18 protein-coding genes and 1 pseudogene are annotated in these 24,902 nt (G+C 59.0%); 8 read left to right on the forward strand and 11 right to left on the reverse strand.

The window, feature by feature from the left end; all coding sequences use genetic code 11:
- Positions 1-30: 30 nt before the first annotated feature.
- The 3 genes from QKB66_RS05960 (at position 31) to recR (ending at position 3,754) form a co-directional block, all read left to right on the forward strand.
- Positions 31-2,577, forward strand: coding sequence for a DNA polymerase III subunit gamma and tau (locus tag QKB66_RS05960; protein ID WP_414252911.1), 2,547 nt, complete (start codon positions 31-33; stop codon positions 2,575-2,577).
- A 66-nt stretch (positions 2,578-2,643) separates the two neighbouring features.
- Positions 2,644-3,018, forward strand: a complete 375-nt coding sequence (locus QKB66_RS05965) for a YbaB/EbfC family nucleoid-associated protein (protein WP_061920106.1) — start codon at positions 2,644-2,646, stop codon at positions 3,016-3,018.
- 79 nt (positions 3,019-3,097) lie between these two features.
- The gene (gene recR, locus QKB66_RS05970; protein ID WP_061920107.1) at positions 3,098-3,754 is read left to right on the forward strand and encodes a recombination mediator RecR; all 657 of its coding nucleotides are present in this window, start codon (positions 3,098-3,100) and stop codon (positions 3,752-3,754) included.
- A 124-nt stretch (positions 3,755-3,878) separates the two neighbouring features.
- On the opposite strand, the gene QKB66_RS05975 is transcribed toward recR, so the two are convergent.
- From QKB66_RS05975 to leuA, 6 genes and pseudogenes are all read right to left on the reverse strand, one after another.
- Positions 3,879-4,664: a type 1 glutamine amidotransferase gene (locus QKB66_RS05975; RefSeq protein ID WP_061920109.1), complete on the reverse strand. Its 786-nt coding sequence runs from the start codon at positions 4,662-4,664 to the stop codon at positions 3,879-3,881.
- Positions 4,657-5,943, reverse strand: a complete 1,287-nt coding sequence (locus QKB66_RS05980; protein WP_414252912.1) for a MurT ligase domain-containing protein — start codon at positions 5,941-5,943, stop codon at positions 4,657-4,659. The genes QKB66_RS05975 and QKB66_RS05980 overlap by 8 nt, the downstream gene beginning before the upstream one ends.
- A 484-nt stretch (positions 5,944-6,427) precedes the next feature.
- Positions 6,428-7,528, reverse strand: a pseudogene (locus tag QKB66_RS05985) (DNA polymerase III subunit epsilon); the annotation flags it as partial.
- Positions 7,529-7,584: 56 nt separating this feature from the next.
- Entirely contained in the window at positions 7,585-9,330 is a 1,746-nt protein-coding gene (locus QKB66_RS05990) for a hypothetical protein (RefSeq protein WP_414252913.1), read from the reverse strand.
- Positions 9,331-9,553: 223 nt separating this feature from the next.
- The gene (locus tag QKB66_RS05995) at positions 9,554-10,453 is read right to left on the reverse strand and encodes a hypothetical protein (protein ID WP_414252914.1); all 900 of its coding nucleotides are present in this window, start codon (positions 10,451-10,453) and stop codon (positions 9,554-9,556) included.
- Between the two features lie 19 nt (positions 10,454-10,472).
- Positions 10,473-12,290: a 2-isopropylmalate synthase gene (gene leuA / locus QKB66_RS06000; protein WP_414252915.1), complete on the reverse strand. Its 1,818-nt coding sequence runs from the start codon at positions 12,288-12,290 to the stop codon at positions 10,473-10,475.
- A 295-nt stretch (positions 12,291-12,585) separates the two neighbouring features.
- Between leuA and QKB66_RS06005 the strand changes: the two genes are divergently transcribed.
- Positions 12,586-13,758 (forward strand): hypothetical protein, encoded by a 1,173-nt coding sequence (locus tag QKB66_RS06005; protein ID WP_414252916.1) that lies wholly within the window; start codon positions 12,586-12,588, stop codon positions 13,756-13,758.
- Here QKB66_RS06005 and QKB66_RS06010 read toward each other — a convergent pair.
- Positions 13,755-14,612, reverse strand: coding sequence for a DMT family transporter (locus QKB66_RS06010; RefSeq protein ID WP_061920124.1), 858 nt, complete (start codon positions 14,610-14,612; stop codon positions 13,755-13,757). The genes QKB66_RS06005 and QKB66_RS06010 overlap by 4 nt on opposite strands.
- 259 nt (positions 14,613-14,871) lie before the next feature.
- On the opposite strand from QKB66_RS06010, the gene QKB66_RS06015 reads away from it, so the two are divergent.
- Together QKB66_RS06015 and QKB66_RS06020 are read left to right on the forward strand one after the other, a co-directional pair.
- Entirely contained in the window at positions 14,872-16,137 is a 1,266-nt protein-coding gene (locus QKB66_RS06015; protein WP_061920127.1) for an aspartate kinase, read from the forward strand.
- Between the two features lie 21 nt (positions 16,138-16,158).
- Positions 16,159-17,196, forward strand: coding sequence for an aspartate-semialdehyde dehydrogenase (locus QKB66_RS06020; protein ID WP_248093260.1), 1,038 nt, complete (start codon positions 16,159-16,161; stop codon positions 17,194-17,196).
- A 97-nt stretch (positions 17,197-17,293) separates the two neighbouring features.
- Here the strand turns inward: QKB66_RS06020 and QKB66_RS06025 are convergent, their stop codons facing one another.
- From QKB66_RS06025 to QKB66_RS06035, 3 genes are all read right to left on the reverse strand, one after another.
- A complete protein-coding gene (locus tag QKB66_RS06025; protein WP_070432787.1) occupies positions 17,294-18,613 on the reverse strand; it encodes a hypothetical protein in 1,320 nt (439 codons plus the stop codon).
- Positions 18,614-18,845: 232 nt separating this feature from the next.
- Positions 18,846-20,168, reverse strand: coding sequence for a hypothetical protein (locus QKB66_RS06030; protein ID WP_414252917.1), 1,323 nt, complete (start codon positions 20,166-20,168; stop codon positions 18,846-18,848).
- A gap of 267 nt (positions 20,169-20,435) precedes the next feature.
- Positions 20,436-20,987, reverse strand: a complete 552-nt coding sequence (locus tag QKB66_RS06035; RefSeq protein ID WP_248093246.1) for an RNA polymerase sigma factor — start codon at positions 20,985-20,987, stop codon at positions 20,436-20,438.
- 185 nt (positions 20,988-21,172) lie between these two features.
- On the opposite strand from QKB66_RS06035, the gene QKB66_RS06040 reads away from it, so the two are divergent.
- A complete protein-coding gene (locus QKB66_RS06040; RefSeq protein ID WP_414252918.1) occupies positions 21,173-22,720 on the forward strand; it encodes a catalase in 1,548 nt (515 codons plus the stop codon).
- A gap of 16 nt (positions 22,721-22,736) precedes the next feature.
- Here the strand turns inward: QKB66_RS06040 and QKB66_RS06045 are convergent, their stop codons facing one another.
- On the reverse strand, positions 22,737-23,261 hold the full coding sequence (locus tag QKB66_RS06045; protein WP_144290913.1) for a hypothetical protein: 525 nt from the start codon (positions 23,259-23,261) through the stop codon (positions 22,737-22,739).
- 114 nt (positions 23,262-23,375) lie between these two features.
- On the opposite strand from QKB66_RS06045, the gene QKB66_RS06050 reads away from it, so the two are divergent.
- The gene (locus QKB66_RS06050; RefSeq protein WP_414252919.1) at positions 23,376-24,806 is read left to right on the forward strand and encodes a hypothetical protein; all 1,431 of its coding nucleotides are present in this window, start codon (positions 23,376-23,378) and stop codon (positions 24,804-24,806) included.
- Positions 24,807-24,902 lie beyond the last annotated feature (96 nt).

Raw genomic sequence — 24,902 nt, forward strand, 5'->3', positions numbered from 1 at the left:
TGTCAGCCGCAGAATGTAGACTGACTAACCGTGGCTCTATACCGGAAATATCGTCCAGCAACGTTCGCGGAAGTGGTCGGCCAAGAGCAGGTCACCAAGCCTTTATCCGCTGCCCTCGACGCAGGGCGTATCAATCATGCCTACCTGTTTTCCGGTCCGCGCGGCTGCGGCAAGACTTCCTCAGCGCGCATTATGGCCCGCTCGCTCAACTGTGAGCAGGGGCCTACGTCTACCCCGTGTGGCGTGTGCGAGTCTTGTGTTTCGCTGGCACCAGGTGGCCCGGGCAATCTGGATGTAACTGAGCTTGACGCGGCTTCCCACAACGGTGTGGAAGACATGCGTGAGCTGCGTGACCGCGCGTACTATGCACCTGCTGAGTCGCGCTATCGCATCTTCATTATCGACGAGGCGCACATGATTTCCGCCTCGGGCGCCAACGCGCTTCTGAAGGTGGTGGAGGAACCACCGGAGCACGTGATCTTCATTTTTGCCACCACCGAGCCGGAAAAGATCATCGGCACCATTCGTTCGCGTACCCACCATTACCCGTTCCGCCTGCTAACCCCGCCGGCCATGAAGGGCCTGTTGGAGCGCACTGTGGCTTCGGAGGGCGTGCACGTCGATGATTCCGTGTATCCCATGGTCATCCAGGCCGGTGGCGGTTCCCCGCGTGATACTTTGTCGATTCTGGATCAGCTCTTGGCTGGTGCGGGGCCTGACGGTCTGACCTATGACATTGCTCGTCCGCTGCTGGGCGTGACTGACCTAGGTCTGTTGGATAAGACCATTGAGGCGCTTGCCGAGCAAGACAAGGCAGCCTTGTTCATGATCGTCGACGACGTCATTGAAGCCGGCCACGAGCCGCGCCGATTTACCATCGACCTTTTGGATCGCCTTCGCGATCTCATGATTCTGCAAGCAGTGCCGGGTGCTTTGGAGGCCGGCTTGGTCTCGGCCCCGACCGACCGCGGTGAAATCCTTTTGACCCAAGCCCAGCGTTTCACCGGCCCGCAGTTGGCTTACCTGGCAGAGACCGTCAACAGCCGCATCTCTTCGCTGCGTGGCGCTACTTCGCCGCGCCTGCTTCTGGAGATCCTGTGTGCTCACCTCTTGGTTGGCTCTGCGCCTGCAGCAGCCGCCGCGGGCCAGACTGCTGCGCTGCCACAGGGCATGCCCGCTGGCTCACCGCAAGGCGCTTCCGATGGAACGCCTGCTGCCGGCCACGCAAATACCGCAGTTTCCAACCAACCTGCACCCGCTACTGCCCAAGCTCAAGACCCTGCAGCCGCGGCGGCTGCCATCATCGCTGCTCGCCGTAACCGTCAAGCTCAACAGCAGGCACAACAGCAACAGGCCCAGGCGCCGCAGGCTCAGCCGGAGCAATCGGCATCTGCACAGCAGCCGCAGCAGTCCGAGGAACAGCCAGCTGAGCGCGCCGAACAGGCGTCTCAGCAGCGAACCGAAACTCAACCTGCACAGGAGTCTGCTCCGGAGTCAGCCAAGGAACCGGCACAGCAGTCTGCTCAGGAACATGCAGTTGATGTCGCGGAGCAAGTGCGTTCGCAGTGGTCGAACCTTCGCGCAGCCGTGGGACGTCGCAACAAGGTTGCAGAGATCATGCTCGCTGAGGCGCGCGTGCTTGGCTTCCGTGATGACACATTGATTCTGGGACACACCACGGGTGCCCTTGCGGAGCGAATCAATTCGCCGTCCAACAACGATGCAATCGTGGCAGTTCTTAAGGAAGAGCTGCGCCGTGACATCAAGATCAACTGCATTATCGGCACCAACCCGAAGGCAGCAGGCTTTAGCGAAAGCACTCCGCGGCAGCAGCCAACGTGGAACCCAAACCAGCAACAGCGCGAGTCCGCTGAGCCAGAACAGGAGTCTGAGAGGCCTAGCCCGCAGACTGAACCCGAGCAGCAATCGGAGCAGTCTGCCAGCGCATCTGCGTCTGCATCTGATGATCCGTGGGGAGCACCGCGACCTATCGGCACGCAGAGCAACGAGCCTGCTCGCGAAGAGAGCCCCGGGCCAGTGACACCGGCTGCGGCATCGGCGGCTGCGGCGGCGGCCACAGCGGCGGCGGCAAGCGCGCATCAACCTGCACCGCAAGCTACTCCGCCTGCGCAGCTGCAGGCCCCGCGTCAGCAAGCGGCGGAGCCGGTACAACAGTCATCCCAGCAGGGTGGTGACTGGCGTTCGCGAATCGCGCAGGCCTCACAGGTGGCACAGAAGCGTGACGAGGAATTCAACAAGATTCCGCAGTTCGGTAACGGTGTACCGCTGCCACCCGAACCAGCGCCGGAAGACGATTTTGAGGCACCACCAGAGGAGTACTATCCAGCTGACCCGCAGCCCAGCCAACCGGGGCTGGGGCAGCAGAACCAGGAAATGGGGGCGTCGGTAAGCACTGCGCAACCGGCACCACAACCTGCTCAACAGGCCTACTCCCGCGATGAACAAGAACGCGAAATGATGGAAGAAGCCCAAAACGCCGGCGAGATGGACCACCGCAGCTCCACGGAAGTTGCAATGGAACTGCTCACCAAGGAGCTAGGTGCACGGCGCTTGTAGTTAAGCGTCTGTACACTTGGCGGGTAGCAAAAATCTTAAAGAAAATTTACGTTGAAAGGACTTTCCATGACTGACCCAATGTCCCAGGCAAATGACATGAACGACCTGCTCGCACAGGCTGCCCGCGTGCAGGCTGAGCTGCAGAAGGCACAGGAAGAAATCCTGGCCGCACACGTTGAAGGCACCGCAGGCAACGGCCTGGTTAAGGTTGTCATGACCGGCGGCGCAGAGCTCGTTGACCTCCAGATTGATAAGTCCGTTGTGGACCCTGAGGACGTTGACACCCTCCAAGACCTCGTCATCGGCGCTTTCAAGGAAGCACACGCTGCCGCTGGCAAGCTGGCTCAGGAAAAGATTGGCCCGCTGTCCCAGGGCATGGGCCAGTCCCAGCAGGGCTACGATGGACCTTCCTTCCAGGATGTCTTCGGCGGCAACCAGTAGTCGCGCGTTAAACTAAAAGGCCGTTATTCCCCGCAGCGGGGGAAAGCGGCCTTTTTGCATTTCATAGATAGGGAGAATCGTGTTCGAAGGACCTCTGCAGGATCTCATCGACGAGTTTTCGCGCCTTCCAGGTGTCGGGCCGAAGTCGGCGCAGCGTATCGCTTTTCACGTGCTGCATATGGATCCGGAGGACGTCGACCGCCTGCAAAACGCGCTCGGCGCGGTACGTGATGGCGTGACTTTCTGCCGTATCTGTTGCAACATCTCGCGCGAAGAAGTCTGCCGAATCTGCGTGAACTCGCAGCGCGATGCATCCACTATTTGTGTTGTAGAAGAGCCTAAGGACATCCAGGTCATCGAGCGCACCGGTGAGTATGAGGGGCGCTACCACGTTCTAGGCGGCGCTTTGGACCCGCTGGCGAACGTGGGCCCGAAGGACCTCAACATCTCCGTGCTCTTGCAGCGCATCGGTGGTGTGTTGCCTGACCGCGAGCTGGCGGATTCCACCCCGGACGCGCCGTTGTATGACACGACGCCGGAGATCAAAGAGGTCATCCTCGCCACGGACCCGAATACCGAGGGCGAGGCTACCGCGGCTTACCTGGTCCGCTTGCTGCGAGACTTCCCTGACCTAAAGATCACCCGCCTCGCATCAGGCATGCCGCTGGGTGGCGACCTTGAGTTCGTGGATGAACTGACGCTTTCGCGTGCGCTGTCGGGTCGTTTGACAGTGTAGCTGTCTTAGCAGCCGCCCTAATTGCCGGATTGTGGCGCCAAGTTGCGCGAAAATGGCGACGATTTGGCATTTAGGGCGGCTAAGGCAAGCCACGAGCGTCAGCTGAGCGCCCGCAGTTGCGTGTCTAGAGCTGCGAGCGCGGCGGCTTTGATGCGTTGAGGCGCTCGGTGCGCAGCTTGTCCACGGCCGGAATGTCGAGCGGTTCTAGGTCTGTGAGGGCAACGCCCATGGCCTTGGCCAACAGGAGATCCGCCAGCTGCGGGTTGCGCGCCAGTGCCGGGCCGTGCATGTAGGTGGCGATGACGCTTCCTTGGACGGCGCCTTCGGCAATGCGCTGCTCGGCGGCGTCGGAAAGATCGGCGGTGGCTGCGGTATCGGCGTTGCCCTGGCCGCGAATGAGCTTGCCCAGCGGCTGTGCGGCGGGGCCCAAGATGGTGGCGCCCATGTGGTTCTCGAAGCCGGTGAGGGTTTCGGTCAGCTCCGCGGTGATACCAGCGCCGGTCGGCTGAGAGGAGACCTCGCCGATGGCACGCTCAGCCATGGAGGCCGTGGTGGCGTCGATGAGACCGACACCGTCAATAATCTGGCCAGAGGCACGGAAGGACTCGCCTAAAACCTGCAGGCCAGCACAAATTGAAAGGATCGGGCGGCCAGCCTCAGCCGCGCGGGTCAGGCCGCCGTCTTTGATGAGGTGCTCCGCCGCGAGAATCTGCGCGGTGTCCTCACCACCGCCGAGTGTGTAGACGTCGAGGGAGTCAGGGACTGCCTCGCCTAGCTTGATCGGAACGATCTCAGCCGAAAGACCGCGCATGCGGGCGCGCTGGCGCAGGACAAGGGCGTTACCGTCGTCGCCGTAGGTGCCAAGCACGTCGGGCAGAATGAGGCCGATTTGCAACTGCGTCTTAGCCATTGGCGTTCTCCTTTACTTTGCGCTCAAGCGCCTTCTTCAAATCACGGAAAGCGGTGTAGTTAGCCAGCACCTCGATGCGGCCCGGTGGGCAGGACTCGATGGCTTTGACTGGATCCGGGATGAGCTCGTGAGAGATATCGGCGTAGACCAAGCGCACAGCAAGGTCGGTGCCGCGCTCGCCGGCGGCCTTGACCGCGAGGTTTTCAAAGTCCTCGAAGCGTACGTCCCACAGCCAGGACATATCGATGCCGTCTGCCACGTGGCCGTTGGTGGCAATGACTAGGCCGTCGGCAGAGCGATCCACCATGGACAGGGCCTCCTGCCAGCCGGCTGGGTTTTTAGCCAGCAGCAGGCGAATCTCACGGTCACCCAAGGTGATGGTGGAGTAGCGGCCGGCCACGTCGTTGACGGATTCGGTGGCGGCGATGGCCTTGGCCTCGTCCACGCCGAAGCCTTCCACTGCGGCGGCGATGGCCTGGGCGGCATTGCCGCGGTTGGCGCGTCCAGGCAGGGAGAGGTTTAGCTCCTTGTCACCCTGTGGGGTGTGCAAACCATCTTGGTCTACGCGCCAGGTTGGGGTGGGGCGGCGGAATTCGCGGCCGTCGGGAAGCGGCTTGACCGCACGCCAATCATCCTCATCACGCACGATGTGGCCACCGGTGCGTGGGCAGGTCACGGACTCGCCGAGCCATCCAGCGCCGGCGGAGACCCAGATGACGTTCTTGGCGTCGTAGGCCACGGAAGTCATGAGGACATCGTCGCAGTTGGCGATGACCAGCATGTCTGGGTGGGCTTCGACGGCGCCGCGCAGAGCGCGCTCGATCTTATTGATCTCACCGACGCGGTCGAGCTGGTCACGGGAGAGGTTCAGCAGCACCAGCGCCTGCGGATTCAGGTTGTCTGCCACGTGCGGAACGTGCAGCTCGTCTACCTCCAACACGAGGTGGGAGGCGTCTTTGCCCGCCATGAGCGCGGAGATGATGCCAGCATCCATGTTGTCGCCGCCGTCATTGGTAGCGACCTTGTACTCGCTGCGTACAGCGGCGGCCAACATGCGGGTGGTGGTGGACTTGCCGTTGGTGCCGGTAACCAGCACCGCAGGGCGGCCACCGCCGAGGTTAGCCATGATCTGTGGATCAATCGCGCCAGCGATAAGGCCACCGATCATTCCGCCGGCGCCTCGTCCGGTTGCGCGGGAGGCGGTGGTGGCCAGCTTGGCAGCGGTCGTGGCGGCGTTGGTACGCAATGAGCGCAACGTGCCGGAAAGGTTAAAACTCATGCCCCTAGGGTAGTCGCGTCAGCCCGCGGGGCGGGTACTTGCGCGCCTAGTTTTGGCCGGAGTTTTTATTCTTGGCAGACCCATTTGTCCCGGAGCTGTTCTTTCCGGAGCTGGTTTGGCCCTTGTTGCCCTGCGAGTTTCCGCCCTTGGCCTTGCCACCACGCCGGCCACGGCCACCGCGGCCGCCACGGCGCCGCCGCCGTTTGTTGCCACCCGAGTTCCCAGAGCCGGATTTCTCATCGTTCTTCGGATTGCCGCCGGGCTTGGCGTTGGAAGAATTGGGATTTTCGTTTGTTTGCTGATTATTGTTCTTCTGCTGGTTGCGGCCGGAGGATTTGCCCGAGCCCGACTTACGGCGCGAGCGCCGCCTATTAGCGCTGCCGGAGCGGCGATTATTGCTGTTCGGCACGTGCGCCTGATCGCGACTATCGGAATCCTTCTCTGGCTCCGGCTCGATTGCTTCTTGGATGCGCTCGAGTGCTGCAAGGAAAGCAGTGTCAGACATCAGCGGGATGCCCTTGCGGTGGGCGTGCATGGGCTTGCCCACGAAATCGGTGGTGATGTTGCAAACCACCAGTGAGGATTCACGCGTGAGCTTTTCCGAATAGTTGAGCTCTTCACGTGCGATAGCCGCGATGATGGTGTCTGGATCTTCCATGATCTCTGGCGCGACCACGATCTCCATGCCGCGGTGCAGCTCCTTGCCAGGAACGTATTTGCCCGGATTGTGGTGCTGACGTGGGGCTTCTGCGGCGTCGACACGCACGTGCGAGCGCTGCAAACCAAAGCGATCCGCGCGCAGCTCATCTGGCGCGTATGCACTACGCGTGCCGGTTGCTTGATGCTGATAGAGGCGGTACAGCAGCTGGGTTTGCTCGCGGGAGGTGGCGGCCTCGCTGCGTTGGGCACGTTCAACGGTTGCGGTGGGTGGAGCTACATCAAGGCCGCTGCGCTTGGCGACGGCCGCGAGGCGGACATCGTTATCCCACACACCCTGGCGGCGGGCAGTGGCCAAAGTATCGACGATGCTGACCGGGGTAGGAACGTGGCCGACCTTCTGGCGGCGGCGCCTGCCCTTATTACGGTTGCGGTTTCGCGAGCGGTTCTGGCGTGCGGCGGCCATCATGGTGCGACGCGCCTCGGAGACGATGAAACCCCAGGTAAAAGGGGTATCGTGCACGATCAAAGTGCGGCCGTCAATTAGCCGATCAAGTGGCTTGAGCAGCCGCGAGAAAGACTGGCCTTCTGTTACTTCCTCAACGCTCAGCCCATGCAGGTGCCGTGGACCCGGGTTGGTACCAGGGTTGATGACGGCGTGGAATTCTTGGCCTACCTCGTTCTTTTCGTTATAAGTCAGGGCATCGATGGCAACGAGGCGCCCGGTAGAAGGATGAATGCCGGTGGTCTGCACCGTGAGTGCGACGAAAGGGTAGGCGGCAACGGCCTCGGCCTGCGCTATTTCTTGCGCGCTTGGCTGCTTGCTTTCATTGTTGGTGCTAGCCCGGCCGGGATTGTGCGGGCGGCCAGCAGCCAGCGCGGCCGGTGAAGGCGCGGGGGCTGAATCGGGGCCGGGGGTGGTGCTCATTGTTTTAAGTGTAGTACCCCGGCTGGACACGTTGGCTCAACGGGCGAGCGTGTGACCTAGCCGCGGATGATGATGGTTCCTGGCGTGATGGGCTTCCAGACCGTTGGCGTTGGGGAGGCCGGACGCGTGGTCGAGTCAGGTGTCGTGGACTTCTCGGTGGTGCTTGTTTCCTTAGTTTCGGTGGTGCTTGCTTCCTTAGTTGGGGTAGGAGTGGTGGAAGTCGAGCTCGGCTCCGATGTCGTCGGCGTGGTGGAGGTTGCTGGTGGCTTCGGGATGGTTGTATCCGTGCGGGTAGGCGAAGGTGCAGTTCGCGTTGGCTCGGTTGCATTACGCGGTTGGGGAGAAGGCTCCTTTGTTGGGGTGGCCGGCGGAAGCGTCGGGACCGGCAGTGGCGCTGGAAGGTTCTGGGCGTCACCAGATGCATGGCGCGGCGACGTTGGGCGGGAAGGATCGCGTGGGTTTTCCTTGTTACCCTCGAGCGTGGTCTGCGCATCTGGCGCAGCGAGGATGCGTTCGTCAGAATCCCGGGAGCCTTCGTCCGTGTTGGGTTCTGCGGTGGGTTCGACGGCGTCGGAAGTCTGCTTCCGTGTAGCTACAGCGCTGCGGTCTATGGTGCGTTCGCGGGAATCAGCGTCCCGGGAACTGCTATCCAAACCATCACGATCTTCTGCGCGGGAGCGGGAATCCTCGCGAGACGTGGTGCGTGAGCTAGGCTCTTCCGTGGCCTTTTGGGCGCTGGAAGTGCCGAAAATGTCCCGGTAGGGCGAAAGGCCGCGTGGGAAGACTGAGCCCTCATAGGAGCGGCTTTGTGCTTCGGTAGCTTCTTCGCGAGCTTGCTCATCCACGGAAAAGATGGAGGCCGCGAGGTTAGCGCCACCGCCGACGATGATCGCTGCGCTGGCAGCGGCCACGAGTTTTAGTCCGGCACTGCCGCCGACGAGAGGCATGGAGGAAGTCTGCGAAGACATCAGCGCCGCGACTTCATTGTTGGTGGAGCCGAAGAAATTCACGTTGGTGTGTTCCTGTGCCTCCGTGCGGGCGGCGGCCACTGCGGAAAGGCCCATGGAAGCCGCAGTAGCAGCGCCGGCGACGCCAGCGACAACGGCACGCTTGTCATCAGACCGCTCATCGGCATAAACGACAAGGCGAGGCTTGCCCTCATCGATACAGTAATAGGCGCGTGCTACGGCGAGTAGGCCACTGTTTTGGTAGCTCGAAACGGTATCGGCCAAACGGTGAGCGTCATCACGGCTAAGCGAGGCGATCTGCACACCATCGACCGCCGCGTTGACGCTGCGGCGGCCAAAGAAACGGCGCGCATGCAGGGTGACCAAGAAGTGTTCGGCGGATTCCGGGAAGACGTCCATCTTGGACTGGAACTGAGTGATTGTCGCAGCCGTAGTGCCAGGCAGCATGGCCCAGCGCTCAGCCGGCGGGTTATTGACCGGAACACACAGGCCAGGGGCCGGTAGCTCGACATCGAAAGAAGGCCATTCCTCGCCATCAAACTCCACCATGGTTACACGTGCGGTAACCAGAGGGCGCAAACCTGCATCGATGATCCAATCAAGCTCGGTATAAGCTGCAGCTTCTTCCCGTTCGAGGTAGCCGATGGTGGTGTCTTCGTAGCGGACACGGAAGCCTTTGGCAGAAGAGCCCGTGAGGTTGACCTCCACTGCAGGCTGTTCAGAGCCAGATTCTTCCATTAGCTCGACGAGGAAATCTGGGCTTACTTCTTGGATGGGAATTCGATTTACATCGCCAAAACCATGGTTAGGGACCATGTAGTTTGTCGATTTCATCTGTATTCGCTTTCGTGGGGGTGCAGGAAAGAAGTTTGGGAGTAGGGATGCGAGCTATAAGGAGACAGACTTAGAGGGTCTGCTGCGCCTCGAGCGCGCTAACCCTCTAAAAGAAACTAATTCCACCCTACCGCCTTGTAGCTTTTAACTCAAACGTATAAGCGGCATTTGAGCAGGTCGAAAGGCTGCCGAGCGCTGATTGAGTTGGGCAATGAGCGTGCAATTAAAGCGCAAGCAACACTGCGATCAAAACGGCGATGCAAACAATCACGAGGGCGAAGATGAGCCAGCTCTTATTGTTCTTTTTTGTCGGGGTGGAATCCGCCGTGGCCTTTTGCGGGAGCCGGTCGATACGGGACAAGTCTTCATCGGTGATGGCTTTGAAACTGGTGGTCTCAAAAGTGGCCGCAGCAGAGCTTGCGCAACGGGTGTTTTCCGCCAATAGGCGTTCCTGGCCGGAGCCGTCGCGGGTTTCCTGTTCTATCTCCTTGCCAGCATAAATGTTGAGCACTCGTCCGCCTTGGCGAGGGAAGTGGTAGGCATGGGCGAGCGTGCTTAGCCCCTGCTTGGCATGCTGGACGAGCAGGTCCGGAAGATAGTCCGGGTAGCTATCCAGCGTGCCGATGAATTGTGGGCCAAGATAAGCGCTGATGCGCTGCGGATCGGATTCGGCCGCGCGCAAGGTAACCAGCAGGTGGATTCGCCCAAACTGCGGAATGTCGACCTCGTCTGGGATATCCGTGATGCTTATCGCTGGGGCAAAAGAAAGCAGCGCCCACGGGCTGGACGGCGGATTATTCGCGGGCAGGCACAGGCCCGGACGCGGCAGCAACACCGTGGGCTGGGGGCTTTGGCGAAGCGTTACTGCTGGAGTCAGCTGGGCGTCGAAAAGCAGCTCTATCTCTGGGTACTCAGCCGCATCCTGAGGCGCAATCAGACCTACGACGCCGGCGGCGGTCGCCACCTGCCAGGTGCCGTCGGGCTGCCTGGACAAAGTGGCGTTGACCTCTCGCTGTTTTGCTTCCGCAGAAGGCGAATTCTGGGATGCCGATGCGGGGTGCACGGGCAATTCCTGCACCGCGCCGAGCCCCAAGTGTGGGATGGGATAGAGCGATAAAGTCATGCCTCGACTTCTACCACCTTCAGCCCAGCGCGCGGTTGACCGCCGAATTGATGGCGAAAATCGAAGCGCGTGTGGTGGAGCCGGCAATGCCAGCGCCCCACACCTTGGTGCCGTTGACGTCGGCGGCAATGTAGCAGGCAGCCTCGGCGTCGTCGCCAGCGCTACGCGATTGCTGTGCGTACTCGATTACCTCGAAGTCAATTCCCAGCGCTTCGAGGGCATTGGCGTAGGCCGCAATCGGACCGTTGCCGTGGCCGGACACCACAGACTCCACCTCGTTGTAGATGACTGTCGCGGTGACCTTGGCTTCGGCGTCGTCGCCTACCGCGTTATCGATCTGGAAGCTCTTGTGTGCAAGCGGTGCCTCGCGGTCCAGAAACTCGGTGGCGAAGATATCCCACATGCCCTTGGAACCGACCTCGCCGCCTTCGGAATCCGTGACTTCTTGGACCACGGCGGAAAATTCTGCCTGCATCGCGCGCGGCATATGAATGCCGTGATCGGTCTTCATGATGTAGGCGACGCCGCCCTTGCCAGACTGGGAGTTCACGCGGATAACAGCCTCGTAGTCGCGCCCGACGTCCTTCGGGTCGATTGGCAGGTAAGGCACCTCCCATTCGGTCTCGCGCAGCTCTTCCCACGAGACGTCCGTGTTGATGGCACCGGGGCGTACCTCGTCGGCCAGGGCGTCGAGGCCCTTGTTGATAGCGTCCTGGTGGGAACCGGAAAAAGCGGTAAAGACCAGCTCGCCGCCGTAGGGGTGGCGCTCAGGAACGCGCAGCTGATTGCAGTACTCCACGGTATCGCGGATAGTGGGCAGGTCGCTGAAATCAATTTGTGGATCGACGCCTTGGGTGAGCATGTTCAGGCCCAGCGCCACCAGATCTACATTGCCGGTGCGCTCGCCGTTGCCGAACAGGCAGCCCTCGATGCGGTCCGCGCCCGCCAGATAACCCAGCTCGGCAGCCGCGATGCCGGCACCGCGGTCGTTGTGTGGGTGTAGCGACAGGATGATGCTTTCTCGCTTGGCCAGGTTGCGGTGCATCCATTCGATGGAATCCGCGTAGACGTTAGGCGTAATCATCTCCACCGTGGAAGGCAGGTTGATGATCATTGGGTGCTCGGGCGTGGGCTCCATGATTTCAACCACGGCGTCGCATACCTCTCGGGCAAATTCTAGCTCCGTGCCGGTGAAAGACTCCGGGGAGTATTGCCAGCGCCAGTTCGTGTCGGGGTAGTCCTGGGCTACTTCTTTGATGAGCGCTGCGGCGTCGCAAGCCAGCTTTTTGATTGCAGAGCGGTCTTTGCGGAAGACCACGCGGCGCTGCAGCTTCGAGGTGGAATTGTAGAAGTGCACGATGACGTTCTTGGCGCCCGCGCAGGCCTCAAAGGTGCGCCGGATTAAGTGCTCGCGTGCTTGCACCAGGACTTGGATGGTGACGTCTTCAGGGATCTTGTTCTGCTCGATGATCTCGCGCACGAAGTTGAAGTCGGTCTGAGATGCGGAAGGAAAACCTACCTCGATTTCCTTGTAGCCCATCTTGACCAGCAGGTCGAACATGCGGTGCTTGCGCTGCGGGCTCATGGGGTCGATCAGCGCTTGGTTGCCATCGCGCAGATCGACCGCGCACCACTGTGGAGCGCAAGTGATTTTCTTATCCGGCCAAGTGCGGTCCGGCAGCTGAATGTCTTCTACTTCTTGGGCAAAGCTGCGGTAGCGGTGGGTGGGCATTGCGGAACCGCGCTGCTTATTCCAGGCGGGCTGGTTCTTGCCAAAGTCGCCGTTAGGGGTGGTGATTTCGCGTGGGGCGGTGATAAAAGAATCGTTGGGAGCCATGATTTGTCCTTGCTGCTTCGTTAAGGAAGCGGATAAAGAGGTACCGTTTGGCCAGCAGCGGCGGGGGTGGGAAGGCGCAGTTTGGATGCGCATTGTGAAAACCCGCGACGGGGGCGCTGGCCGGTGGGTTTTGAAAGGCCTAAATCCCGCCGCGGCAAATAAGGAGGAGGCTCTGCCGCATAGTCATGTGAATCACACTAGCGCTTTTCTCACGATGTGGCAAGAGTTCTCGCATATTGGGATCTCCTTTGTTGGGGTGGGAGAATTCCACGCAAATCGAGGTGGGGTCTGAAGCATGCCGATAACATTGCATAACGTGCACGAAGTCAAGAATGTGGCCGGCGCAGAAGTAGCGCATAGCGTGGTCCCTCGTCTCGGTAGGCAAGATTGGATTGCCGCGAGTCTAATTGCTGTGCTGGGCAACCTCCTGCGGATTGGGGTGCTCGCCATTTTTGCGCAGGCTAACGAAGATAACTTAGGCGGCCTGCTGACCAAATGGGACGCAAAATACTACACGGAGATTGCCCGTGCTGGTTACTTCGGTGCTGACGTTGCCGCGGACGGAAACGTCAATGAAGTAACGATGGCCTTCTTCCCGGGCTTTCCACTCGTCATAAAGGCGGGCAGCTTCTTTGTTGCGAATGAAGCTGCCGTCGCGATTGTTTTCAATTTCTTTTTCACTTTCCTTATGGCAGCGGGCGTCATGGCCATCGCGCAGCGCATAGGGGCCGGTTTTAAAGCCCGCTTGGTCGCCGCCATCGCCGTGAGCAGCGCTCCGATGTCCATCGTGTTTGTCATGCCTTATACCGAGGCGCTCTTCGGCGCGCTGGTGATGTGGATGCTCGTTGCCTTGCTGGATGAAAAGTGGTGGCTGGCCGGCCTTTTCGGCTTTGCGCTTTCCGCAGTGCGGCTGACTTCAATCGACGTCCTCGTGGTCTTTGCCCTCATCGTATTGTTCAAGGCCGTCCGCGAGTGGAAAGCCTGGCTGAGTCTCATCTTCGCAGCGATTCCATTGGGTGCTTACCTGACGTGGACGAATAGCTATCTCGGGCAAGCAGGTGGCTACTTTGGCATCCAAGAAAAACACTGGAACTCCCATTTTGATTTCGGTGCGGCAACGCTCAAGTGGATATGGTCCACGCTTTTGACCTCTGACAACGTGGGCTATCTGCTTTCCACGCTCGTAATCGTCGGCACGCCCATCCTTCTGCTCTTGGGCTGGCGGCGCTTGCCAGCGCCGGTTTGGCTTTTCGCCGCCGCACTCATAGCGAATGTTTTGTTCTCTGATGGCATCATGCATTCGCGCCCACGCCTGCTTTTGCCCGCGGCGGTCTTGTTTATTCCATGGGCAATCAAGCTGGCTAATTCCGCGAGCACCCGCAGCACCGTAGCGCTATGCGGCGCCTATGTTCTCTTTGGTGCGTGGTTTTCGGCGCACATGCTTGCCGTATTCGAGTGGGCTATTTAGCTCTGGATCTGCCGCGTGGAGGAGCCCACTGGGCGGCGCGACAAGATGACCGTGCCTAGGATCATCACGGCTAGAGCTAAGGACATGAGCGTCCAGCCCGCCAGCGAATCAACCTGGAATTGCTCGCCCAAGACCACGTAGCCCAAGCCAAAAGCAACGATGGGCTCCATGATGGTCATAGCTGGCAGGGATTGCTTTAGTGCACCGGCGTGGAAGGAATATTGCTGGAGCACGGTTCCGCCGCCGGCGAGGGCGATTAAGCCCCAAAACTGCCAGGACACCAGGAGCTGGCCAAGGCCCTCGTGGGAGAAGATATCCACCACAGACTTAGATAGCAGCGCCACATAGCCATAGAGGATGCCGCAGGAAGTTCCCAAGGCCAAGGCGCGCCGGGCGGGGAAGCGCCACGCTAGGACGCCGAGCAGCGCCAAGCCCAGTGCGCCGCACAGCAACGGCGGCCACCATTGTGAAAGGGAGGGGCGCGGATCGCCGGCAACGGGGCGGCCGTAGACCACCAAGATGCCCACTGCGATGGTCAGCGCGCTGCACCAGAAGATTTCATGGAAAGACAGCGGCCGCTTGGAGTACCAGGCAGAAAGCGGCAACGTGAACATTAGCGAGAGCACCAAGATGGGTTGAACTACCAGCAGGGTGCCAAAGCCTAGGGCGACAATCTGCAGGCCATAAGCCACAATGGCGGCAAGTGTGCCGACCCACCACACGGGATTGCGCATCGCGGTGCGCATGACCGAGCCGGAGGCTTCAAGTGCGATCCGGTGACGGACTACCGTGCCCCAGGCCACGGTGAGCGCGGAGGCAAGGGCAAAGAAAACCGCCAAGAGATTGCTGAACACCCCCACCACCGTAGTAGGTAGTCGCCCTTTTTAACGAATACTGCTCACGGGTGAAAGTAAATGTTTCTAAGTCGTTAAGTTTGCCTCTTTTGGCGCGGTGAATAAAAACACTTTGATCCCCTTCACATATTGTGAAAGGAAGTACCTCGTCGGGGTAGCATGGACAACTGACTAATGCACGACAGGTATAGCGGGGCTTATCGGCCCTGTGGCTATAGACTGTCGCGGGAAACGCACAGTGAAAGGTGGATATCCCAACGTGGCCTTAATCGTTCAAAAATACGGAGGTTCCTCCCTCGAAACCGCGGATCGCATCCGCGCCGTCGCCGAGCGCATTGTGGCTACCAAGAAGGCAGGCAACGACGTGGTTGTTGTCTGCTCCGCCATGGGGGACACCACCGATGAACTCCTCGACCTTGCTGCCCAGGTCAACCCAGTGCCGCCGCAGCGTGAAATGGACATGCTGCTTACCGCCGGCGAGCGCATTTCTAACTCCCTGGTCGCCATGGCGGTCGAGTCCTTCGGCGCCGAGGCCCAGTCTTTCACTGGCTCTCAGGCCGGCGTGCTTACCACGGAGCGCCACGGCAACGCGCGCATCGTGGACGTCACGCCGGGCCGCATCACCGAGGCCCTGGGCCAAGGCAAGATCTGCATCGTCGCTGGTTTCCAGGGTGTTAATAAGGAAAGCCGCGACGTCACCACCTTGGGCCGCGGCGGTTCCGACACCACTGCGGTAGCCCTGGCCGCTGCGCTGCACGCCGATGTCTGCGAGATCTATTCCGACGTCGACGGTGTCTACACCGCAGACCCACGCATCGTGCCGAACGCGCAGAAGCTCGAGAAGCTCTCCTTCGAGGAGATGCTGGAGATGGCAGCCGTCGGCTGCAAGATTCTGGTTCTGCGTAGTGTGGAATACGCCCGCGCATTCGATCTGCCCCTGCGAGTTCGCTCGTCTTATTCAAACGACCCCGGCACTTTGGTGGCCGGTTCAATGGAGGATATCCCTGTGGAAGAAGCAGTACTGACTGGTATCGCGACCGATACCTCTGAAGCAAAGGTCACCGTTCTGGGCATTCCGGATCGTCCAGGGGAGGCCGCCAAGATCTTCCGCGCCATCGCGGAGGCGGAGATCAACATCGATATGGTCCTGCAAAACGTCTCCTCCTTGGAATCCGGAACCACCGACATCACCTTCACCTGCCCGCGCGCGGATGGCCCGCGTGCCATGGAGATTTTGACCAAGCTCAAGAACGAAGGCCACTGGGCAAACGTGCTTTACGACGACCAGGTGGGCAAGGTTTCCTTGGTCGGTGCCGGAATGAAGTCGCACCCAGGGGTCACCGCAGACTTCACCGAGGCGCTACGCGACGCCGAAGTAAACATGGAGCTCATCTCCACTTCGGAGATCCGCATCTCCGTGCTGGTGCGAGAGCTGGAACTGAACAAGGCAGCCATTGCGCTCCACGAGCGCTTCCAGCTCGGGGGCGAGGAAGAAGCTACCGTTTACGCTGGCACAGGCCGTTAATTTAGGAAGAAGGAATTTTTCATGACCACCGTTGCAGTTGTTGGTGCTACCGGCCAGGTGGGACGCGTCATGCGTTCCATCTTGGAGGAGCGGAATTTCCCAGCTGACAAGGTTCGTTTCTTTGCCTCGCCGCGTTCTGCTGGCCAGGAACTGATGTTCCGTGGCGAGAAGGTTGTGGTTGAGGATCTCTCGCAGGTAACCGAGGAATCCGTCGCTGACGTCGACATTGCTTTGTTCTCTGCCGGCGGCGCTACTTCGCTCGATTGGGCCCCGGTCTTTGCCGCTGCAGGCGCGACCGTGGTGGATAATTCCTCCGCATACCGCAAGGACCCCGAAGTTCCGCTCATTGTCACTGAGGTAAACCCCGAGCAGGCGAAGAACCTCCCGAAGGGCATCATTGCTAACCCGAATTGCACCACCATGGCCGCAATGCCGGTTCTTAAGGTCTTGCACGATGCTGCCGGTCTGAACCGTTTGCACGTGTCTTCTTATCAGGCAGTTTCTGGCTCTGGCTTGGCTGGTGTTGAGGCCTTGACCAAGCAGGCCGCCGAAATCGGAGATCGCAACGTAGAGCTCGTCCATGATGGCTCCGTTCTCGAGGTCTCTGAGGAAGAGCTTGGACCATACGTTGCTCCGATTGCTTTCAACGCGCTGCCTTTCGCTGGCAAGTTGGTTGACGATGGCTCCGAGGAAACCGATGAGGAGCAGAAGCTGCGCAACGAGTCGCGCAAGATCCTGGGTATTCCTGAGCTCAAGGTTGCTGGCACCTGCGTGCGGATCCCAGTATTCACCGGCCACACCCTGACCATCCACGCGGAGTTCGACAAGGCAATCACCCCAGACGAGGCACGCCGCCTGCTTGGCGACGCCCCCGGTGTCAAGCTCGTCGACGTTCCGACCCCGCTTGCTGCCGCAGGCGTGGACGAGTCCTTGGTGGGCCGCATCCGCCAGGATCAGTCAGTTGATGACAACAAGGGCCTCGTGCTGGTTGTCTCCGGCGATAATCTGCGCAAGGGCGCAGCTTTGAACACGATTCAGATTGCTGAGTTGTTGGTCTAGCGCGCGGACCTAAAACAAAGCCATAAAGCGCAGAAAGGAGCTTGTACATCCAATAAAAGGACGTACGAGCTCCTTTTTAGTTATTTACTTCGGATTCCTACTTTGGTACTTCCGGCTTGGTGTGCTCCACGAAGACCACGGAAGGATCTGGGTCCTCGCGGTCATACTCGAGTTCTTGGTCTGCTTCGAGATCTTCGTGGATTTCTTCTTCGACGGCATCGACAAACTCCGCAGTTTCCATGTTGGAGGCCGTGGCCAAGGTGCGCAGTTCCTTCTCATTCTTCTTGGTAAAGTGCTCGCGCGGATCAAGGCGGCGCTGGACCAGCGTACGAGCACGCATACGGCGGCCTGATTCCTTTACCATCTTGCCGCGATTCTTAACCCAGCCAAAGAGCATGATAGCGATGACCACCAAGCCGCCGTAGCCAAGAATTGGATAAATCAGTCCGACGAGGTCCTTGAAATCAGCGAAGGACAACGCAAAGCCAAAGAGGCAGGTGATGAGGTAAACGGGGTAAAAGCGCTTCTCATGGCCGCGCGTCAGGCGTTTAGCCAGCGCGTAGAACATGCCCACTGCGGTGTTGAAGATCATGCCGTAAATGACAAAAGTCATTCCGTAACCCAGCGCCGGGTGGATGGTGTTAATCAACGCTAGGACAGGCATTGCCTGGCCATTTACCTGCGGTGCGGCAAAGAATAGGGCGCAGACCAGCAACGCCAGCATGAACAGGAAAATAGCGCCACCAATAACACCGCCTAGGCCGACGGTCTTGTTATCTAAGAAGTTTCCGCCAATCACAATGGCCATGGAAACGGTGCAAATAGCGGTCAGGCCAGTGTAATTAAGGGAGGCGATCCAAGGATTAGCGATTGCCGGATCAACGTTGTGGATGGCGTAGTTGTTTGCTTCCTCAAAGGTCGCTTGGTTCGTTACCAAAGTGTAGATGGTGACGAAGCCGATGAAGAGGATGATAAAAGGCGTGATAAAGCCCAAGACAGCGGTGACTTTATCGACATCGAGAAGCCCCGTGATGAGCACCAGCACCAGCATGATCAAGGAGCCCACCCACGTTGGGAGGGAAGAAAATTGCTGGGCGAGGTTGGCGCCGCCGCCGGCGAACATGACAAAGCCCACCGCAAAAAGCGTGATGATGGTGGCCCAGTCGAGGATCTTCGAGGTGATAGGCGCGGTGATTTGGGAGTAAACAGCGGTATGCTCCGAAGCCTGGAAATAGGAACCAAGCTGTAGGAAAGCGATGCCTGCGACGACCATGAGGGCGGCGGCCAATACCATGCCCCACAATCCGAGCGTGCCGAAGGATACAAAATATTGCATGGCTTCCTGGCCGGAGGCAAAGCCAGCGCCGACCATAACGCCAATAAAGGCCATGGAGATGGCTACTGCGCGTTTAAACATAAGGTGTGGGGAGTCTCGCTATCTCACACGCGCCGGAGGGTAAGTCCGCGCTCATCATTTTGCAGGCTGTGCTGTTTATGTGCGAGGCGTTTGCTGCCATGGTGGCGCAAGACCGGTTCGACGTTCGATTTATCACGTGTGCGTTGTAAAACATTAGGCGTATGAGCTGGGTTAGGCCAACTCATACGCCTTGGAAAGGTCTGCTCAAGCAGGAAGGGGAGAGAGCTTTGTATTAGTCTCGTGGAACTTCTGGCTTGGTGTGCTCGACGAAGACAACTGAAGGATCAGGATCTTCACGGTCGTACTCGAGCTCGTCATCTGCCTCGAGCTCCTCGTGGATTTCTTCGGCAACGGTGTCCTCAAACTCGTCGGTCTTCATATTGGAAGCGGCCGCGAGCTTTGCGAGCTCCTTCTGGTTCTTCTTGGTGAAGTGCTCGCGCGGGTCGAGCTTGCGCTGGACCAAGGTGCGAGCACGCACTCGACGTTTGCTTTCGGAAGTAATCTTGTCGCGCTTTATAACCCAGTTGAAGACCATAACGGCGATCATCAGCAGGCCAAGGTAGCCCAAGATTGGGTAGATGTTGCTGACCAAAGACTTGAAACCGACGAAGGAAAGAATGAAACCGATGATGCAGGAAGCGGCATAGACTGGGTAGAAAAGCTTCGGCTTCTTACGGGTCAGGCGCTTGCCCAGCGCGTAGAACATGCCCACTGCGGTGTTAAAGACCATGCCGTAAATGACAATCGTCATCACATAGCCCAGAGACGGGTGAATGGTGTTGATGAGTTCTAGAACCGGCAGATCTTTTCCATGCACGGTCGGTGCCACCATGAATAGGGAGACCACGAGCAGTGTCAGCAGAAGCAGGTAGATAAAGCCGCCAATGAGGCCGCCGATGCCCACTGCGCGATTGTCGAGGATGTTACCGCCGATGACGATGGACATGGACACCGCGCACATGACGTTCAGGCCGGTGTAGTTCAGGGCGGCGAGCCACCAGCTGCTCAGCGGGGTGTCAACGCTATTCGTGGCGAATTCGTTGAGGTGGCTCCAATCGACGTCGGCGGTGGCAATGGTATAGCCGGTGGCCAAGACGATAAAGATGATGATGAATGGAGTAATGGTGCCGATGACTGCGGTGACGCGGTCAACGTCGAGCAGGCCGACGAGCAGGACGAGCACCAACATCAGCGTTGCACCTACCCAAATCTTTATGTCTGGGAATTGCTGCGTGATGGTGGATCCGCCACCGGCGAACATCACGAAGCCGATGGAAAAGAGCGTGGCAATCGTGGACCAGTCCAAGATCTTGGAGGTAATTGGTCCGGAAATTTTGTCATACACCGCCGTGTGCTCTGTGGCCTGGAAATAAGATCCCAGCTGCAAAATTGCAATGCCGGTGATGATCATCAACCCGGCAGCCAGCGCTACGCCCCAGAAACCAGTGGTTCCGAAGGCGACGAAGTACTGCATAGCTTCCTGGCCCGAGGCAAAGCCCGCGCCGACAACGACACCGATAAACGCCATGGAGATAGCCAATGCGCGTTTCATCATGAGGAGATTTCTCGCATTCTCACACGCGCCGGGCAAAAAGAAATGCGCGCATCTTTGTGGCGCGCTGGCCCGGGTCGACCTTCGATTTGTCACGTGTGTTTTTAAGCCACGTTACTTTTCTTTTATGCCTATCATCCAGACGATTTTCTAAAAGTGCACAGAACTTTCGCGAAAAGTTCTTGGGTTCCGGCGCTAAAATCGCAGCTAGCTGTACCGAAAGTGAAGCCTGGTAAATAGTAGGTAACGATTCGCGCTAATGATTCCCGGCTAGGCTCCCGTACCTTCAATGAGGTCTTTGCGGGCGCGGGCAACGCGGGAACGAATCGTGCCTATGCGTACGCCAGCGATTTTAGCTGCTTCTTCGTAGGAATAGCCCAGTACCTGGGTGAGGATGAGGGCTTCGCGGCGGTCTGCGGGCAGGGCGTCGATTAGCGTGCGGGCGTCGATCCAATCGCTCCAGGCTCCGGAGTTCTCGGTCGAAGGCGTCTGTGCCGCTGCGTCTTCATATTCCGTTGCAGCCTTTCGTGGGCGCGCCATGTCGTGGCGAATGTTGTCCACCCATACGCGGCGCGCGAGGGAAAGCAACCAGGTGCGTGCTGAGGAGCGTGCGGCGAAGCGAGGGAGTGCGCCAATAACTCTTAGGTACGTCTCTTGGGTGAGATCGTCTGCGATTTCCGCGCCGCCTAGGTGTGCGAGAAGACGCCACACATCATCCTGAGTGGACTTAATAAACTCCGTGAGAGCTGCGCGATCGCCGCGGCCGGCCTTGAGCGCAAGGTCAGTGACGCGGGCGTCGTCATGCTCGGAGTGGTGTTTCACCAAAATGAACTTACCAGGATGAACGCTAAATTAGATTTCCCTGCCAGAACTTATTAATTTGCTGATTTTTGTTGCGAGGGCCTATTGAACGGGGTAGGTTATTGCTTGTCCGTGATTGATAATCCACCCCAAATTATCAACAATTTTATTGACTAGTTCCCGCTAGTTTTCTTAGGAGGCTTTCCATGACTAACTCTGAAGCTGACAAGGTCCTCGACAAGGGTCAGCGCCCCGCGGGCGGCCCAAATACCACCAGCCCTTCCGGCCAGCCGGTTGCTACCGAGAATACCAGCATTACCGCAGGGCAGAACGGCCCAGTTGTTCTCAATGACATTCACCTGATTGAGAAGCTTGCGCACTTCAATCGCGAGCGCGTGCCAGAGCGCACCCCGCACGCAAAGGGTCATGGCGCCTTTGGCGAGCTGCACATCACCAACGATGTCTCGCGCTACACCAAGGCGAATCTCTTTCAACTAAACACTGTCACCCCAATGATGGGGCGTTTCTCCACCGTTGCTGGCGAGCAGGGATCTCCGGATACCTGGCGCGATGTGCACGGCTTCGCACTGCGTTTCTACACCGAGGACGGCAACTACGACATCGTCGGCAACAACACCCCGGTCTTCTTCCTACGTGACGGTATGAAGTTCCCTGACTTCATTCATTCCCAGAAGCGACTCGGCGTCAACGGCCTGCGTGACGCGGATATGCAGTGGGACTTCTGGACCCGCAACCCAGAGTCCACTCACCAGGTCACCTACTTGATGGGTGACCGCGGTACACCGAAGACTACCCGCCACCAGAACGGCTACGGTTCCCACACCTTCCAGTGGGTCAACGAGGAAGGCGAGGCCTTCTGGGTGAAGTACCACTTCAAGTCTCGCCAGGGTGTTGAGAACTTCACTGATGCTGAGGCAGGCGAGATGGCCGGCAAGAACGCCGACTATCACCGCGAGGATCTCTACAACGCCATCGAAGAGGGCGACTACCCAATCTGGGACGTCAAGGTGCAGATCATGCCGCTTGCTGAAGCAGCTGAATACCGCTTCAACCCGTTTGACCTCACCAAGGTTTGGTCCAAGAAGGACTACCCATTGGTTGATGTCGGATACTTTGTGCTCAACCGCAACCCACGCAACTTCTTCGCGCAGATCGAGCAGGTTGCACTGGATCCTTCCAACCTGGTCCCGGGCATCGGCCTTTCTCCGGACAAGATGCTGCAGGCTCGTGTCTTTGCTTATGCTGACCAGCAGCGTTACCGCATTGGGCCGAACTACAAGCAGCTGCCGGTTAACCAGCCGCTGAATGCGGACAAGGTCAACACCTACGAGCACGAGGGCAGTATGCAGTTCCTCTTCAATGCTCCTGAGGATCCGGTTTACTCCCCGAACCGCCACGCAAAGGGCGGCGGCTACCTCGACGGTGACGTTAACGATCGTAGCCAGCTAGAGACCACTACCGCTCCGGATCTCTACGTCAACCCGGACCCGGCAGGTCTGGACTTGGTTCGCGCACCGTATGTCCGCCACGCTGAGGATTCCGATACCGCGCAGGCAACCGACCTGTACGAGAACGTCTATAACGACGAGGAGAAGGAGCGCATGGCGGACAACATTACCAACGCCATGGCTGGCGTTTCCTCCGAGACCGAGGAACGCATCTACGCTTACTGGGGCGCAGTTTCCCCACGCCTAGAAAAGCGCGTCCGTGAGCTCTTCGCTGAGAAGAACTAGCACGTAATACAACCTCCTAATCACAGGCCTGAGCGTGCACTGCCATAGTGTCGCTCAGGCCTCGTGCTTTCATGCCTTCGACGTCATAGCAGGGGCCCTGCATGCCGCTACTAGTGGTGCCGATGTGAGGTTCACCCTTCCACTTTTGGCCATCCCAATAAGCCCAGGTGACCCAATCGGTATTGCGCTGGCCAACGTATGCCCACGAACCGTCACAATCGATAACGCTCATGTTGCTCATCGAGGTGTTGACCTGCTGAAGCGCATCGACTGAGCAGCTACCCATGCTTTGCGCCTGTGGCGTACCTGGCGCTGGCTGCTCCGGCTCGACCGTGGCGGTGACGGTCTTCGTTGTTGGGGCAGGTGTTTCTTCGGTCTTGCTGCTGGTGGGGGTTGGGGTCTCGCTAGTGGCGGTTTCTTTTGCGGCCGTGTGGGATTCGGCTGCTGCGAACTGCGGCTCGCTATCTGCAGTGTCTTTGGGGGAGCAGGCGGTGAGTGGAAGAAGTACGGCTAGGGGGAGAACCATTAGGGAACGTTTCATGGGCTAAATCCTATGATTAGTTGGTTGGAAGTTTTTGAGTTTCCGCATCTTTGCCTTGGCGCGAAACGGCGCGCCTGCGTTGTTTGCGGTGGTGGGAGCGATAATTTTTAAAAGATGAACTCCCGCCTTGCTGATTCGCCGTCCCGTCCCTCGCGCCTGCGTGGCGCACTTCTGTGCTTGCTGGTGGTTCTGCCCTTGGTGGTAGGTGCCATTGTGGCAGGCGTGACGGGGTGGGATGCCTCACGTGCGTGGTCGAGTGAGGGAACCGGTGCGCCGACAGAAGGTCAATCAGATGCGGCGTCGTTAAGCGAGGCGGCGCGTGCCGCAAGCCAGGCGCAGGCCCAGGCTGGCTTTTTGAAGTCGGGAACCCAGCAGCTTTCCACTGGCACGGGCAAGCTGAAGGATGGTGCTGGTGAGCTGGGCGGTGGCGTCGACAAGCTCAGTGCCGGATCGCAGGAGCTTTACGACGGCCTGATTCAGCTGCAGTCTGGCACCAACCAGCTGGGCAATGGTGCGACTGAGGTAGCAAACGGTGTTGGCAACGCAGTGGATCAAATTACAGGTCTTACCGTGGTGCAGGGCCAGCTGCTGGCCGCCATCGACGGCACGCTGAAGGACCTTGAGGGAAATAATTCCCCCGAGGCGCGCAACATCAAGTCGCAGCTCGGGGACCTGCGCAATCAAGTCAATAATTTTCAGATTGACCAGAATCTAACTAACCAACTTAAGCGCTTGAAGGATGGCTCACGGGAGCTTTCCAATCAGCTCGCGGTTAACGGCTATGCCTATCACGATGGCGTGTATAAGGCAGCGGATGGCGCCAAGCGTTTGAACGATGGCACCAAGGAGCTTAATTCCAAGGTTGATGAGGCTCTCGGCGGCATCGACAAGCTGGACAAAGGTGCCAAGCGTGTTGACGGCATGGCGAAGCAGAACCAAACCAAGGTGCAGGATGTGCAGCGTGCGTTGCCGGCTGCCGCGGATGGTCAGGGTGCGGAAGTAAAGATGCTGAGCCCCATCGTGGCGCTGCTTATCGCGGCGATGGTCTCGCTCGGTGGCACTGCCCTGGGCGCTTATGTGGTGCGTTCGCGGAAGCCTTGGCTGAGCCTTCTTGCTGGTGTAGTTGTGCTGACTGCCGCGGCTGAGATTGTCTTTATGATTCTGGCTACCGGCGTTGATGGCATGGCTGCGGGGCTGGCTGCTGCCATGGCTGCGGCGACTGCACTGGGAAGCGCTGGTCTTACGGCAGTGGTGCTGCACTACTTCCCGAAGCTTGGGTCTGGCGTGGTCATCGTTCTTGGCCTGCTGCAACTTGCTGTGGTGGGCTGGTTCTGGAAGCAGGCAACTGCCGCCACCGCTGTGGCCGGGGTGTGGAAGACTGTGATGGGCTTGCTGCCAATGCACTGGTCAACGGTTGGCTTTACGGTTGCCGGTAACTCGGGGCCGCTGAGCCTCGCGTGGATCGGGCTTGGCATCCTTGCAGCAGTTGGAATTTTTTCGATAGGTATTATGAAGCGCGGCTTTTCGGCGATTTATAAAGACTAAGGCGCTAAATGCACTGACCAATTGGTTTTTCTAAAACTAGACCAAACGTGCAATTTTGTGATTCCTTCTGTGAAAACTTTTGATTGGTTACCGTTT

The sequence above is a fragment of the Corynebacterium sp. c25Ua_89 genome (assembly GCF_047459735.1).
GTDB classification, from domain to species: Bacteria; Actinomycetota; Actinomycetes; order Mycobacteriales; family Mycobacteriaceae; genus Corynebacterium; species Corynebacterium simulans.